Below are 12,663 nucleotides of genomic sequence, written 5' to 3'. Positions count from 1 at the left end.
GTGCCGTCGGTCGGCCGCGGCGCCGTCGTGGCTGGTCGCGCCCGCGCGGCGGAGCTGCAAATCGATACAGCCCCGCGCCCCTTCGGGGCGCTACCGAACCGCAGCCGACTTCACCCGACCCGCTTAGTCCGCCTCCAGCACCGCCATCGCCGCGTTGTGCCCCGGCACCCCGCTCACCCCTCCCCCGCGTACCGCGCCCGCCCCGCACAGCAGGACGTTGGCGTGCGTGGTCTCCACGCCCCAGCGGCCGGTGCCGTCCTGGGCGTGGGGCCAGGAGAGGTCGCGGTGGAAGATGTTGCCGCCGGGCAGTCGCAGGTCCCGCTCCAGGTCCAGCGGCGTCTTCGCCTCGATGCACGGCCGCCCCTCGGCATCCGTGGCCAGACAGTCGGCCAGGGGTTCGGCGAGGTGGGCGTCGAGCTGGGCAAGCGTCGCCTTCAGGAGCTCTTCCCGTACGGCGTCGTTGTCCCGCTCGAACAGCCGGGCGGGCGTGTGCAGTCCGAACAGGGTGAGGGTCTGGTAGCCCTGTTCGACCAGGTCCGGGCCGAGGATGGTCGGGTCGGTGAGCGAGTGGCAGTAGATCTCCGAGGGCGGGGCCGCGGGCAGGTCGCCTGCGGCTGCCTGGGCATGGGCGGCGGCCAGCTGGTCGTAGCCCTCGGCGATGTGGAAGGTGCCGGAGAACGCCTCGCGCGGGTCGACGGAGGTGTCGCGCAGCCTGGGCAGCCGCTTGAGCAGCATGTTCACCTTGAGCTGGGCGCCCTCGGCGGGGGTCGGGGGCGTGTCGCCGGTGAGCTCGGCCAGGGCCTGCGGCGAGGCGCCCACGAGGACGTGGCGTGCGGTGGCCACGCCTTCGCCGTCGGCGGTCCGGTACGTGATCTCGGCGGTACGGCCGTCCGTGTCGATGCGGACCGCCTCGTGGCCGGTGGCGAGGACGGCGCCCGCGTTGCGCGCGGCGGCGGCCAGGGCGTCGGTCAGGGCGCCCATGCCGCCGACGGGCACGTCCCAGGCGCCGGTGCCGCCGCCGATCACGTGGTAGAGGAAGCAGCGGTTCTGCTTCAGGGTCGCGTCGTGGGCGCCCGCGAAGGTGCCGATCAGGGCGTCGGTGAGGACCACGCCGCGCACCAGGTCGTCGGCGAAGCGGTCCTCGATGGCGACGCCGATCGGCTCCTCGAACAGGATCCGCCAGGCCTCCTCGTCGTCGACGCGTCGGCGCAGTTCCTCGCGGGCGGGCAGCGGTGCGGTGAGCGTGGGGAAGAGCCGCTCGGCGACCTGGCTGGTGAGGCCGTAGAAGCGCCGCCAGGCCTCGTACTCGCGCTCGCCGCCGGTCAGCTGCGCGAACGCCTCGCGGGTGCGTCGCTCGCCGCCGCCCACCAGCAGTCCCGTGGCCTGTCCCGACCGTTCCACGGGGGTGTAGGAGGAGACGGTGCGGGTGCGGACCCGGAAGTCGAGGCCCAGGTCCCGCACGATCTTCCTGGGCAGCAGGCTGACCAGGTAGGAGTAGCGGGACAGGCGTGCGTCGACGCCCGCGAAGGGGCGGGTGGAGATGGCGGCGCCGCCGGTGCGGTCCAGCCGCTCCAGGACCAGCACGGACCGTCCGGCACGGGCCAGGTAGGCGGCCGCGACCAGGCCGTTGTGGCCGCCGCCGACGATGACGGCGTCGTACGCGCGATGTCCCGGGTGTCGCTCGTGTGCAGGCATGGTTCTTCGTAACACGTGATGATCTAGGTCGGCCAGAGGTGGGGCGTGCCGCGGTCAGCCCCGGTCGCCCCCTGCTGCCGCAGCACCGCCACCCGCCGGTACAGCTCGACCGCCTCCGCGGCGCGGCCGAGTTGTTCCAGGCAGTGGGCCTCGTCGTTGCGGCTGGCGAGGGTGTCGGGGTGGGCGGGGCCCAGGACGCGTTCGCGGGCGGCGGCCACCGTGCGGTACTCGGTCAGGGCGTCCGGCCAGCGGCCCAGCCAGCCGAGGCCGACGGCGACCTCGCGGCGGCTGACGAGGGTGTCCGGGTGCTCGGGGCCGAGGACGCGCTCGCGGATCGCGCACACGTCGCGGGACTCGGCGAGGGCCTCCTCCCAGTGGCCCAGCCGGCCGAGGTTGACGCCGAGGCCGTGGCGGGCGCGCAGGGTCTCGGGGTGGGTGGGGCCGTGGACGCGGGTGCGGTCGTCGATCAGTTCGCGGTACAGCCGCAGGGCCTCGGGGCTGCGGCCGAGCCGGCCGAGGCTGATGCCGACCTCGTAGCGGGCGGCGAGGGTGTCGGGGTGGTCCGGGCCGAGGGCCTGGGCGCGCGCCTCGGCGACCTCCCGGTAGGTGTCGAGGGCCTCCGCCCAGCGGCCCAACTGGCCGAGCGCATAAGCGACTTCGTAGCGGGTGACGAGCGTGTCGGGGTGGTCGGGGCCGAGGACGCGGGCGCGGGCGGCGGCCACCTCGCGGGCCATGCGGTAGGAGTCCTCAAGACGGCCGAGGCGACTGAGGTTGAAGGCGAGGTTGTGGCGGCAGCGCAGGGTGTCGGGGTGGTCGGAGCCCATGGCGTGCTCCCGTGCGGCGAGCACCGAGCTGTACACCTGGTGGGCGTCGAAGTGGCGGCCCAACTGGCCCAGGACGAAGGCCATTTCCTGGCGGGCGGCGAGGGTTTCGGGGTGGTCGGGGCCGAGGGCCAGGCTGCGGGCGCGGGCGACGTGCTTGTACTCGCGCAGGGCGTCGGCCGCGCGGCCGGTGCGGCTGAGGGTGAAGGCCACCTCGTAGCGGCTGGCCAGGGTGTCGGGGTGGTCGGGGCCGAGGAGGTGCTCGCGTTCGGCGGCGACGGCGCGGTGCACCTCGCCGGCCTCGGCCCAGCGGCCCAGCCGCCCCAGACTCAGTCCGGCGTTGTGCCGGCCGGCCAGCGCGGTGAGCGCCGCCGGGTCGGGAGCGGGCGGGTCCTGCGGCAGAGGCTCCTCGGGCCGTCCGGCGATCGCACGCGGGATCCACTCACCGGTCAGGCCCGCCCCGGCGTCCGGGGGTGCGGTGCGCAGTCCCGCGCCGGTGGCCTTGTGGCCAGTGGTCATGCCCTGGGTCCAGGACGGCAGCCGGGCCTCGCGGGAGACCGGCTCGGGCGGCCGCAGCTCCGGGCGCGGGGTGACGACGGTCGGTACGTACGTGGGTGTGGTGCGGCCGGCGCCGATCCGGCGGGCCACCTCGCGGGCGTCGTGCGGGCGGTCCTCGGGGCGTTTGGCCAGCAGGTCCAGGATGATCTTCTCGAAGTAGCCGGGGAGTTCGGCGCGGTGCTCGCGCGGCGGGCGGGGCGGGGTGTCGCGGTGGCCGACGAGGACCGCCCAGGCGTCGTCGAGGTCGAACGGCGGTACGCCGGTGGCGATCTCGTAGAGCACACAGCCCAGCGAGTACAGGTCGCTACGCTGGTCCACCTCGGTTCCGCCGATCTGCTCCGGCGACATGTAGTGCGGGGTGCCCATCGCGATGCCGGTGCCGGTCAGCCGGGAGGTGAAGCCGATGTCGGCGCCGAGCCGGGCGATGCCGAAGTCGCAGATCTTCACCGTCCCGTCGGTCAGCCGCACGATGTTCGCGGGCTTCAGGTCGCGGTGCACGATGCCCTGCTGGTGGGTGTAGGCGAGGGCGGCGGTGACCTGGTCGGCGATGTCGACGACGGCGTGGACGGGCAGCGGATGGTGCTTGTTGTCCTCCAGCAGCTGGCTGAGGTTGCGCCCCTCCAACAGCTCCATCACCAGGTAGAGAATGCCGTCGGACTCGCCGAAGTCGTGGACGACGGTGACCCCGCGGTGCTGGAGCGCGGCGGCCACCCGGGCCTCACGCCGGAACCGCTCTCTGAGCACCCGGGTGAAGGACTGGTCGTGGTGCTGGCCCAGCGGTTTGAGGCACTTCACGGCGACATGCCGGCCGAGCGACTCGTCGCGGGCCCGCCACACCTCGCCCATGCCCCCGCGCCCGATCAGGTCGAGCAGCCGGTACCGGCCCTGGATGAGCCTGCTGTCCCCCATCTTCCGCGATCGCCCCCGTCGCTGTGGTGCCCCGCCCTCCCCTGGCCCGTCCAGTATGGCGAGCTATCGTCCGAGTTTGTACGGTGCCGGGCGCGAGCCGGGGCCGAGCCGGTCCATGGCCCGCAGGATGTGTTTGGGCGGGAGTTGCCAGCGCAGACGTGCGGGAATGCAGCGCAAAAGGGTGCCGGTGGCACGCAACTGGCGGGTGACGGTGGCGGGTTCGGGAGCCGGTCTGCCGTACAGCTCGTGGGCGTACGGCGGCAGAGCGGCGTACGCCAGATGCGCCACGCGCCGCCACAGCACTTCGCGCGCCGGGACGAGGAGGGGATGCGTCGGAGGGCGGAGCAGAAAGTCGTCCACCGCGCGTGCCTCGGCTTCGGCGGCGAGCTCGGGGCGCACCTTCTCGAAGTACGCCGCCATCTCCGCCCGGTTCGCCGGTACGGCCTCGGGGTCGAGCCCCACCAGGCGTGCGCTGACCCGGTGTTCGCCGATGTACCGGTCGGCCTGCGCGTCGGTGAGCCGGAAGCCGGAGCGGCGCGCGACGTCCAGGTAGGAGTCGATCTCGGCGCAGTGCACCCACAGCAGCAGCTCGGGTTCGTCGACGCCGTACACCTCGCCGGTGTCCGGGTCGGTGGCCCGCAGCATGCTGTGAATCTTCCGCACCCGGGCGCCGGCCTTCTCGGCGGCTTCGGCAGTGCCGTAGGTGATGGTCCCGACGAAGTTCGCGGTCCGCATCAGCCTGCCCCAGGCATCGCGCCGGAAGTCGCTGTTCTGCATGACTCCGCGGACCGCACGCGGGTGCAGGGCCTGGAGGTAGAGCGCGCGGACCCCGGCCACCCACATCATGGGGTCGCCGTGCATCTGCCAGGTCACGGACGAGGGCCCGAAGAGGCCGGGGTCACCGCTGTGCATGGCTCCACCTCCGCGGGAGCGACGACGGCCACGGCTTGCGCTGGTCGCGCGGCTCGAATTGGTGTTCTTCTCGCTGTCTTCCCAGGTTTCCGGGTGATCAGTCCGGAGGGGTGGGGGTGGCGCGGCTAACGCCGCACCCGCGGCATCCCCAGTCCGATCCACGAGATGATCTCCCGCTGGATCTCGTTGTTCCCCCCACCGAAGGTGAAGATGACGGCGGAGCGGTAGCCCCGCTCCAGTTCGCCGTGCAGCACGGCTCCCGCCGAGCCCTCCTTCAGCGCGCCCGGCGCGGCCACGATCTCCAACAGCCACGCGTAGGCGTCCCGGCGGGCCTCGGAGCCGTAGACCTTGACGGCGGAGGCGTCCTGGGGGGTGAGGGTGCCGGCCTGGACGGCGTGCACCATCTGCCAGTTGAGGAGTTTGAGGGCGTCGAGGCGGGCGTGGGTGCGGGCGAGGCGGGTGCGGACCCAGGGCAGGTCGACGACGCGGCGGCCGTCGGCGAGCTTGGTCTCCATTGCCCAGCGTTGGACGTCGTGCAGGGCGCGGATGGCCATGGTGCCGTGGGCGGCGAGGGTGACGCGTTCATGGTTGAGCTGGTTGGTGATCAGCCGCCAGCCCTGGTTCTCGGCGCCGACGCGGCGGGAGACCGGGACGCGGACGTTCTCGTAGTAGCTCGCCGTGGTGTCGTGCCCGGCGAGGGTGTTGATGAGGGTGCAGGAGTAGCCCGGGTCGGTGGTCGGGACCAGGAGCATGGTGATGCCCTTGTGGGCGGGGGCGGCCGGGTCGGTGCGGACGGCCAGCCAGACCCAGTCGGCGGTGTCGCCGTTGGTCGTCCAGATCTTCTGGCCGTTGACGACGTACTCGTCGCCGTCGCGTACCGCGCGGGTGCGGAGGGAGGCCAGGTCGGTTCCGGCGTCCGGCTCGCTGTAGCCGATCGCGAAGTCGATCTCGCCGGAGAGGATCCGGGGCAGGAAGTACGCCTTCTGCTCGTCGGTGCCGAACTGCATGATCGTGGGGCCGACGGTGTTGAGGGCCATCAGCGGCAGCGGGACGCCGGCCTGGGCGGCCTCGTCGAAGAAGATGAACTGCTCCATCGCGCTGAGGCCGCGCCCGCCGTACTCCTTGGGCCAGCCGACGCCCAGCCAGCCGTCCGTGCCCAGGCGGCGGATCGTTTCGCGGTAGAAGCGCTTCTGGGCGGCCGGGTCGTGGTGGCGTGTGTGGGCCGAGTCGGGCACCAGCTCGGCGAAGTAGGCGCGCAGTTCAGTGCGCAGCCGCTGCTGCTCGGGCGTGTGGTCGAGATGCACGGCGCCTCCAGGGTCCCCAAAGCCGGTGCTGACGGCGCACACCGTAGAACGTGTTCCAGAAATTGGGAATGGCGAAGGGCCCCCGGCATGCGCGCCGAGGGCCCTGCGAGGTGAAGCGATCAGTGCGGTACGGGAGTTGCCCGCGCGGGCGCCGTCACCTCCGCCTCGCGCCGGGGGGCCAGCAGCCGTTCCGCCAGTGCCCCGAAGACCAGCCCGAAGGCGGTCCACAAGGTGACCTGGACGGCGAGGGCGGCGAGCCGGTACTGCCACAGCAGGGTGGCCGGGAAGTCGTGCGGGGCTTCGTTGTACGACGGCAGGAAGGCGTACGCCAGGCCGACGACGAGAACGAAGAACGCGCCCGCAGCGGCGGTGGCGTTGAAGTTGCCGAGGCGTGGGGCGAGGCGCTGCCCCAGGATGACCGCCCCCACCGTCAACAGCACGCCGAGCACGACCATGAGGAAGAACAGGGTGGTGCGCTGGTTGAGCGTGTCGGGGTCGCCGACGGCCGGAGGGTTGGCGGGGTACTTGAGGAACGGGACGACGTAGACCGCGACCAGTCCGGCGGCCGCCAGGAGCAGCGCGCTCGCGCGCGGCCCGAAGCGGCCGATCCGGCCGAGGGCGAAGCAGTACGCCAGTGCGGCGATGCCGCCGAAGGCGACCCCGTAGACGAGGACGCCGGTGGACAGACCGGCGGTGGACTGCATAGTGCGGCTGACCAGTTCCTCGCCGCCGTGCTCGTGGGCGTGCGCCTCTTCGAAGGCGATCGCCTCGTCGACGCGCGGTTCGCCCAGGAAGTAGGCGACGACGAGGGCGGCCAGGCCCGCGACGAGGCCCGCGAGCATGCCGCGGACCAGGAGGTTTCTGACAGTTGCGGAGTTCATGTGCGGTTGCGCTTCCTCGTCGCTGTCAGTGGCAGGGGAAGCCGAGGAGGTGGCGGGAGTCGTGCACCCACTCGTGCACGCCCTCGCCGGAGATGAGGGAGGTGGCGCCCTGTTCGGCGCCGACGAAGTAGAGCAGGACCAGCATCAGGATGCCGAGGAAGACCGCCCAGGGGACGATCGCGCCGATCGGCAGCTTGGCGGGGACGGCGGTGGAGCCGGTGGTGCCGAGGGTCGGCTGGACGGCGGACTGCGCCATGGCAGGTACCTCCTGGGGGAACTCGCGTCCCGTCTCGGTGGTGCACAGGACAACGGGGCGGGTCTGACTTACCCGGCCCGCACCCGTGGGTGCGTGCCCGGCTTACAGTGGCGCGACCGTGCCGGATTCTCACCGGCTTCCGCAGGGACCGTCGTCGATATCGACGAGAAGGTACCGCGTGTCGGGAGCGCGGCCAAGGGCGCACGGTACGGCGTCGTGCGCCCTCAGGGGGCATGGGGCGGGTCAAGTACCGGACAGGGATGGGGTATTGACGTTGAGGACGGGCGCATGACAAGTCGGGTGATGTTGGTCTCACCGGCGATCACCGCGGCGCTGCGGGAGGCCCGCTTCGACGACGGCTGTCCGCTCGACGCCTCGGGGCTGCGGCTCGCCCGGGCCGCGGCGGGCGCTCTGCCGGCGGCGGAGCGGGCCTGGGTCTCCCCCACCGTCCGCTGCCGCCAGACCGCCGACGCGCTGGGCGTCCAGGCGCTTGCGGAGCCCCGGTTGGCGCCGCTGGACGCGGGACGGTGGCGTGGCGCGACGCTGGCGGAGGTCGGCGCGCGCGAGCCGGCGGAGCTGGCCCGCTGGCTGGCGGATCCGCAGGCCGCGCCGCACGGGGGTGAGTCGGTGCGCGCGGTGTGCGACCGGGTCGGCGGATGGCTGGAGGCGACCGCCGAGGTGAGCGGGCGGACCGTCGCGGTGGTGGAGCCGGAGGTCGTCCGGGCCGCGGTCGTACGGGCGCTCGGGGCGCCGGAGGCGGCGTTCTGGCGCACCGACGTGCCGCCGCTGACGGTGGTGGAGCTCAGCGGGCGGTCCGGGCGCTGGAACGTGCGGATGGGGCGGCCGCTCGAAGAGCGAGTCGCCGACCGACCTCAGTGAGGCGGCGAGTCGCCGGCTCACCTCAGTGAGGCCAGAAAGTCCGTGCACGCCTGTGCGCACTCGCGGCACGCCTTCGCGCCGTCCTCCGCGCCCGGCCGTCCGTCGAAGACATGGGCGCACTCCAGGCAGACCGTGCGGCACCACTCCAGCTGGACGCGGATGCCGCTCTCGTCCGTCTGGCTCTGCTCGGACAGCACCCGGCAGGTCGCGTCGCACACCTCGGCGCACATGATGCCCTTGCGTCGTACGAGTTCCTGTTCCTCCGTCCCGTCCGGATCCACCAGGCTCGCGCGCAGCGCACAGGAACGCGCACACTCGGTGCACGCCTGGGCGCACGCGAAGCGGTCCTCCAGGTACTGGAAGAGCTGCTGCTGCGATGTAGTCGAGGTCACACCCTGCGGGTAGCCGACTCGCAGGGCGCCAAACCCGGTGTCGGCCAGGGTTTCGCCAGGTCGCGACGGCCGGGTTCACGAAGGTCGCCCCGGGTACTCGCGGGCCATGGACACACCCTGGAGGGACATCGCCGCCGGGAGCGGCGCGCTCGGTGTCGGACTGATCGTCGCGGGCATGGCCGTCGTGGCGCTGCTGGAGGGCAGGGAGGCCGACGAGGTGGGCAACACCTGACGCCTGCCGGCGGACCCCGGGAACCCTCCGCCCCCGGGGCATACCCCGACGCACCTCACCTGCTGTCGCTGTTCCCCGTTGTGTCGGCGACCGCCGCCCGGCCCGCCTCAAGGCGGGCCGCCGGGATGCGGAACGGTGAGCAGGAGACGTAGTCCAGGCCCGCGCGGTGGAAGAAGTGGATCGACTCGGGGTCGCCGCCGTGTTCGCCGCACACGCCGGTCTCCAGCTGCGGGTTGACGGCGCGTCCGGCCTCGACGCCGAGCTCCACCAGTCGGCCGACGCCTTCCTGGTCGATGGTCTCGAAGGGCGAGACCTGGAAGACGCCCTTGTCCAGGTAGAGCGGGAAGAAGGAGGCCTCGGCGTCGTCGCGGGACAGGCCCCAGGTGGTCTGGGTGAGGTCGTTGGTGCCGAAGGAGAAGAAGTCGGCGGCCTCGGCGATCCGTCCGGCGGTGAGCGCCGCGCGCGGCAGCTCGATCATCGTGCCGATCGGGCAGTCGAAGCGCGTGCCGGTCTCGGCGGCGACCTGAGCAAGGACCTCTTCCGCCTCGGCGCGAGCCAGGCGCAGTTCCTCGACCGTTCCGACCAGCGGGATCATGATCTCGGCATGCGGCCGGCCGCCGGCCCGCAGCCGTTCGGTCACGGCCTCGGCGACGGCACGCACCTGCATGGCCGTCAGACCGGGCACGGCCAGGCCCAGACGGACGCCGCGCAGGCCGAGCATCGGGTTCTGTTCGTCCATCCGCTCGACGGCCGCGAGGAGTTCCCGGTCGTGCTCGTCCGGGTGCTCGGTGGAGGCGAGGCGGACTGCCAGGTCGGTGCGGTCGGGCAGGAACTCGTGCAGCGGCGGGTCCAGCAGCCGGATCGTCACCGGCAGCCCGTCCATCGCCTCCAGGATCCCGGTGAAGTCCTCCCGCTGGAGCGGCAGCAGCGCGGCCAGCGCCCGTTCGCGGGCGTCGTCGTCGCGGGCCAGGATCATCGCCTCCACCAGTTCCCTGCGCTCGCCGAGGAACATGTGCTCGGTACGGCACAGTCCGATGCCCTGCGCGCCGAGCGCACGCGCGCGTACGGCGTCCTCGGGGGTGTCGGCGTTGGCGCGCACCTCAAGGCGGCGTACGGAGTCGGCGTGGGCGAGCGCGCCCAGGACGGCGTCGGTGAGCGGGCCGGAGGACGTGCCCGTCTCCAGGGCGCGGCCGACGTCGGATGCGGTGAGCGGCAGTTCGCCGAGGTGGACGGTGCCGGCGGTGCCGTCGACGGAGACGGTGTCGCCCTCGTTGACGACGGTCCCGTCCGGCGTGGTGAACCGGCGCGCGGCCGGGTCGACGGTGAGGGCCTCGGCGCCGCACACGCACACCTTGCCCATGCCGCGGGCCACCACGGCGGCGTGGCTGGTCTTGCCGCCCCGGCTGGTCAGCACGGCCTCGGCGGCGATCATGCCGGGCAGGTCGTCGGGGGTGGTCTCCCGGCGGACCAGCACGGTGTGTTCGCCGGCCGCGGCCCGCCGTACCGCCTCGGCGGAGTCGAAGACGGCGACGCCGACGGCCGCGCCGGGCGAGGCGGGCACGCCGTGGGCGAGGGGCACGTCGTCCGAGGTGGTGTCGAAACGGGGGAACATCAACCGGGTCAGTTCGGCGCCGTCGACGCGGATCAGGGCCTCGTCGGCGCTGATCGCGCCTTCCTCGCCGAGGTCGTGGGCGATACGGAAGGCGGCTTCGGCGGTGCGCTTGCCGACGCGGGTCTGCAGGATCCACAGCCGGCCGCGTTCGACGGTGAACTCGACGTCGCACAGGTCGCGGTAGTGGTCCTCCAGGGTGCGCAGATGGTCGCCGAGTTCGACGTACGCGCGCGCGTTGAGCGACTTCAGTTCGGTCAGCGGCAGCGCGTCGCGGACGCCCGAGACGACGTCCTCGCCCTGGGCGTCGGGCAGGTAGTCGCCGTAGACACCGCGTTCGCCGGTGGCGGGGTCGCGGGTGAAGGCGACGCCGGTGCCGGAGTCGTTGCCGAGGTTGCCGAAGACCATCGCCTGGACGTTGACGGCGGTGCCGAGGTCCTCGGGGATGTGTTCGCGGTGCCGGTAGACGCGGGCGCGTTCGCCGTTCCAGGAGTCGAAGACGGCGCGAATGGCGCGGGCGAGCTGGTCGGCGGGGTCCTGCGGGAAGTCCTCGCCGGTCTCCTTGCGGATGATCGCCTTGAAGTCGTCGGTGAGCTTGATCAGTTCACTCGCGTCGAGTTCGTGGTCGGTGGCGACCTCGCGCTGTGCCATGTGATCGGAGATGGCCTGCTCGAACAGGCCGCCGTCCACGCCCATCACGGTCCGGCCGAACATCTGGATCAGCCTGCGGTAGGAGTCCCAGGCGAAGCGCTCCTGCCCGGCGGCCTTGGCGAGCCCGGTGACGGACTCGTCGTTGAGGCCGATGTCGAGGATGGTCTCCATCATCCCGGGCATGGAGAAGCGGGCCCCCGAGCGCACGGAGACCAGCAGCGGGTCGTCGGGGGCGCCGAGGGAGCGGCCCATGGCCCGTTCCAGACCGACGAGGGCCTGGGCGGCCTCGACGCCGAGTTCGTCGGGTTCCTCGCCGGTGGCCAGGTAGACCTTGCAGGCCTCGGTGGTCACGGTGAATCCGGGCGGGACGGGCAGGCCGATCCGCGTCATCTCGGCGAGCCCGGCCCCCTTTCCGCCGAGGAGCGCTGCCATGTCCCGGCCGCCCTCGGCGAATTCGTAGACGTACTTCGTCGGCGCAGTCATCAGGGGCCTCTCAGTCGTGAGGGACGACGGCCACGGGGCAGTCGACGTGGTGGATGGCGGCGTGCGCGACGGGGCCGGTGCGGGGGCCCGCCGGGCGGTCGGTGGTGCGGCGGCCCACGACGAGCAGGCTCGCCCCGGACGCGGCCCGCACCAGGACGGACGGGGCCCGGCCGGCGGTGACCGTCTCGACGACCTGGACGTCCGGGTACTTGTCGCTCCACACCTGGAGCACGGCCGTCATGAAGCCCAGCCACTCCTCCGCCTGCCGCGGGGCGTCGGCCAGGCCGATCTCGCCGGGGCCGAGCCCGAGGGGGGAGGGGGGCTGCCAGGCGTGGACGACCTTGAGGCGGGAGCCGCGCAGCCGGGCGGCCTCGAAGGCGAACGCGATCACCTCGTCGCAGGGGTCACCGAGGTCGATGCCCAGCACGACGTCCCGGTAGCCGGTACGGACGGAGGCGTTGCCGCCGGGACCCGGCAGGTGCTCGTCGGCGGCCTCCTCGTCCGCGCGGACGAGGACGACGGGCCGCTCGGCGCGGGCCACCACGCCGAGGGCGACCGAGCCGACCAGGAAGCCGGTGAAGCCGCTGAGGCCGCGGGAGCCGAGGACGAGCAGGTCGGCGCGGTCGGCGGCGCGCAGCAGGGCCGCGGTCGCCGGGCCCTCGACCTGGTCCTCGTCCAGGGTGACGCCGGGGGTGGTGCGAAGGATGCGTTCCTCGGCCTGGTGCAGCGCGTGTCGTGCCAGGTGGCGCTGGGCGGCGGTGGCCAGGTGGCCGTCGTCCTGGCGTGGGTGCCAGCTCCAGGCGTGCACCAGGCGCAGCGGCCGGTGCCGGCGCACCGCCTCACGGGCGGCCCACTCGGCGGCGGCGAGGCTCTCGGTGGAACCGTCGACTCCGGCGATCACGGGCAACAGCATGGCGCGCACCTCCTGCGGTCGGTCCTGCTCCTCACTGCCAGCCTCGTCCCACGGCCCCGCCCGCAGACAGGGGCCGCCAGGTCTCCGCCCGGGGACCGTTCGGCCCCTGCCGTGGGCGCAATTGCGCCGGGAGGGTGGGCATCGGCCGGGCTTGGGCCGGGTTCCCCG

Annotated in this window: 11 protein-coding genes and 1 riboswitch; of the genes, 2 read left to right on the top strand and 9 right to left on the bottom strand. The window is 73.0% G+C overall.

Annotated features, from left to right (window positions below; genetic code table 11):
- Nucleotides 1–123: 123 nt before the first annotated feature.
- The 6 genes from AB0Q90_RS13685 to AB0Q90_RS13660 form a co-directional block, all read right to left on the bottom strand.
- Nucleotides 124–1,695 (bottom strand): NAD(P)/FAD-dependent oxidoreductase, encoded by a 1,572-nt coding sequence (locus AB0Q90_RS13685; protein ID WP_363162013.1) that lies wholly within the window; start codon nt 1,693–1,695, stop codon nt 124–126.
- Between the two features lie 23 nt (nt 1,696–1,718).
- On the bottom strand, nt 1,719–3,983 hold the full coding sequence (locus tag AB0Q90_RS13680; RefSeq protein WP_363162012.1) for a serine/threonine-protein kinase: 2,265 nt from the start codon (nt 3,981–3,983) through the stop codon (nt 1,719–1,721).
- Between the two features lie 63 nt (nt 3,984–4,046).
- Nucleotides 4,047–4,895: an oxygenase MpaB family protein gene (locus AB0Q90_RS13675; RefSeq protein WP_363162011.1), complete on the bottom strand. Its 849-nt coding sequence runs from the start codon at nt 4,893–4,895 to the stop codon at nt 4,047–4,049.
- A gap of 125 nt (nt 4,896–5,020) precedes the next feature.
- Nucleotides 5,021–6,199, bottom strand: coding sequence for an acyl-CoA dehydrogenase family protein (locus AB0Q90_RS13670; RefSeq protein WP_363162010.1), 1,179 nt, complete (start codon nt 6,197–6,199; stop codon nt 5,021–5,023).
- Nucleotides 6,200–6,318: 119 nt separating this feature from the next.
- Nucleotides 6,319–7,080, bottom strand: coding sequence for a CbtA family protein (locus AB0Q90_RS13665; protein WP_363162009.1), 762 nt, complete (start codon nt 7,078–7,080; stop codon nt 6,319–6,321).
- A gap of 25 nt (nt 7,081–7,105) precedes the next feature.
- Nucleotides 7,106–7,336 carry a CbtB-domain containing protein gene (locus AB0Q90_RS13660; RefSeq protein WP_363162008.1) on the bottom strand — a complete coding sequence of 77 codons (231 nt, stop codon included), beginning with the start codon at nt 7,334–7,336 and terminating at the stop codon, nt 7,106–7,108.
- A 38-nt stretch (nt 7,337–7,374) separates the two neighbouring features.
- Nucleotides 7,375–7,530, bottom strand: a riboswitch (cobalamin riboswitch).
- A 94-nt stretch (nt 7,531–7,624) separates the two neighbouring features.
- Here AB0Q90_RS13660 and AB0Q90_RS13655 point away from each other — a divergent pair.
- The gene (locus tag AB0Q90_RS13655; protein WP_363162007.1) at nt 7,625–8,215 is read left to right on the top strand and encodes a histidine phosphatase family protein; all 591 of its coding nucleotides are present in this window, start codon (nt 7,625–7,627) and stop codon (nt 8,213–8,215) included.
- Nucleotides 8,216–8,232: 17 nt separating this feature from the next.
- Here AB0Q90_RS13655 and AB0Q90_RS13650 read toward each other — a convergent pair whose 3' ends face one another.
- The gene (locus AB0Q90_RS13650) at nt 8,233–8,607 is read right to left on the bottom strand and encodes a ferredoxin (RefSeq protein ID WP_363162006.1); all 375 of its coding nucleotides are present in this window, start codon (nt 8,605–8,607) and stop codon (nt 8,233–8,235) included.
- Between the two features lie 106 nt (nt 8,608–8,713).
- Between AB0Q90_RS13650 and AB0Q90_RS13645 the strand changes: the two genes are divergently transcribed.
- A complete protein-coding gene (locus tag AB0Q90_RS13645; protein ID WP_363162005.1) occupies nt 8,714–8,839 on the top strand; it encodes a hypothetical protein in 126 nt (41 codons plus the stop codon).
- 55 nt (nt 8,840–8,894) lie between these two features.
- On the opposite strand, the gene ppdK is transcribed toward AB0Q90_RS13645, so the two are convergent.
- Nucleotides 8,895–11,582, bottom strand: coding sequence for a pyruvate, phosphate dikinase (gene ppdK, locus AB0Q90_RS13640; RefSeq protein WP_363162004.1), 2,688 nt, complete (start codon nt 11,580–11,582; stop codon nt 8,895–8,897).
- 10 nt (nt 11,583–11,592) lie between these two features.
- Nucleotides 11,593–12,495: a universal stress protein gene (locus AB0Q90_RS13635; RefSeq protein ID WP_363162003.1), complete on the bottom strand. Its 903-nt coding sequence runs from the start codon at nt 12,493–12,495 to the stop codon at nt 11,593–11,595.
- Nucleotides 12,496–12,663: the final 168 nt, after the last annotated feature.

The organism is Streptomyces sp. NPDC079141 (genome assembly GCF_040686775.1).
Classification (GTDB): domain Bacteria; phylum Actinomycetota; class Actinomycetes; order Streptomycetales; family Streptomycetaceae; genus Streptomyces.
Note: the sequence above shows the minus strand (reverse complement) of the source record. Positions and strands in the feature narration are given on the sequence as shown.

Bases quoted from the DNA above. Each gene is read 5' to 3' on its own strand.
- AB0Q90_RS13635 (WP_363162003.1), bottom strand. From the start codon at position 12,495: ATGCTGTTGCCCGTGATCGCCGGAGTCGACGGTTCCACCGAGAGCCTC.
- AB0Q90_RS13675 (WP_363162011.1), bottom strand. From the start codon at position 4,895: ATGCACAGCGGTGACCCCGGCCTCTTCGGGCCCTCGTCCGTGACCTGG.
- AB0Q90_RS13645 (WP_363162005.1), top strand. From the start codon at position 8,714: ATGGACACACCCTGGAGGGACATCGCCGCCGGGAGCGGCGCGCTCGGT.
- AB0Q90_RS13665 (WP_363162009.1), bottom strand. From the start codon at position 7,080: ATGAACTCCGCAACTGTCAGAAACCTCCTGGTCCGCGGCATGCTCGCG.
- AB0Q90_RS13655 (WP_363162007.1), top strand. From the start codon at position 7,625: ATGACAAGTCGGGTGATGTTGGTCTCACCGGCGATCACCGCGGCGCTG.
- AB0Q90_RS13685 (WP_363162013.1), bottom strand. From the start codon at position 1,695: ATGCCTGCACACGAGCGACACCCGGGACATCGCGCGTACGACGCCGTC.
- AB0Q90_RS13660 (WP_363162008.1), bottom strand. From the start codon at position 7,336: ATGGCGCAGTCCGCCGTCCAGCCGACCCTCGGCACCACCGGCTCCACC.
- ppdK (WP_363162004.1), bottom strand. From the start codon at position 11,582: ATGACTGCGCCGACGAAGTACGTCTACGAATTCGCCGAGGGCGGCCGG.
- AB0Q90_RS13680 (WP_363162012.1), bottom strand. From the start codon at position 3,983: ATGGGGGACAGCAGGCTCATCCAGGGCCGGTACCGGCTGCTCGACCTG.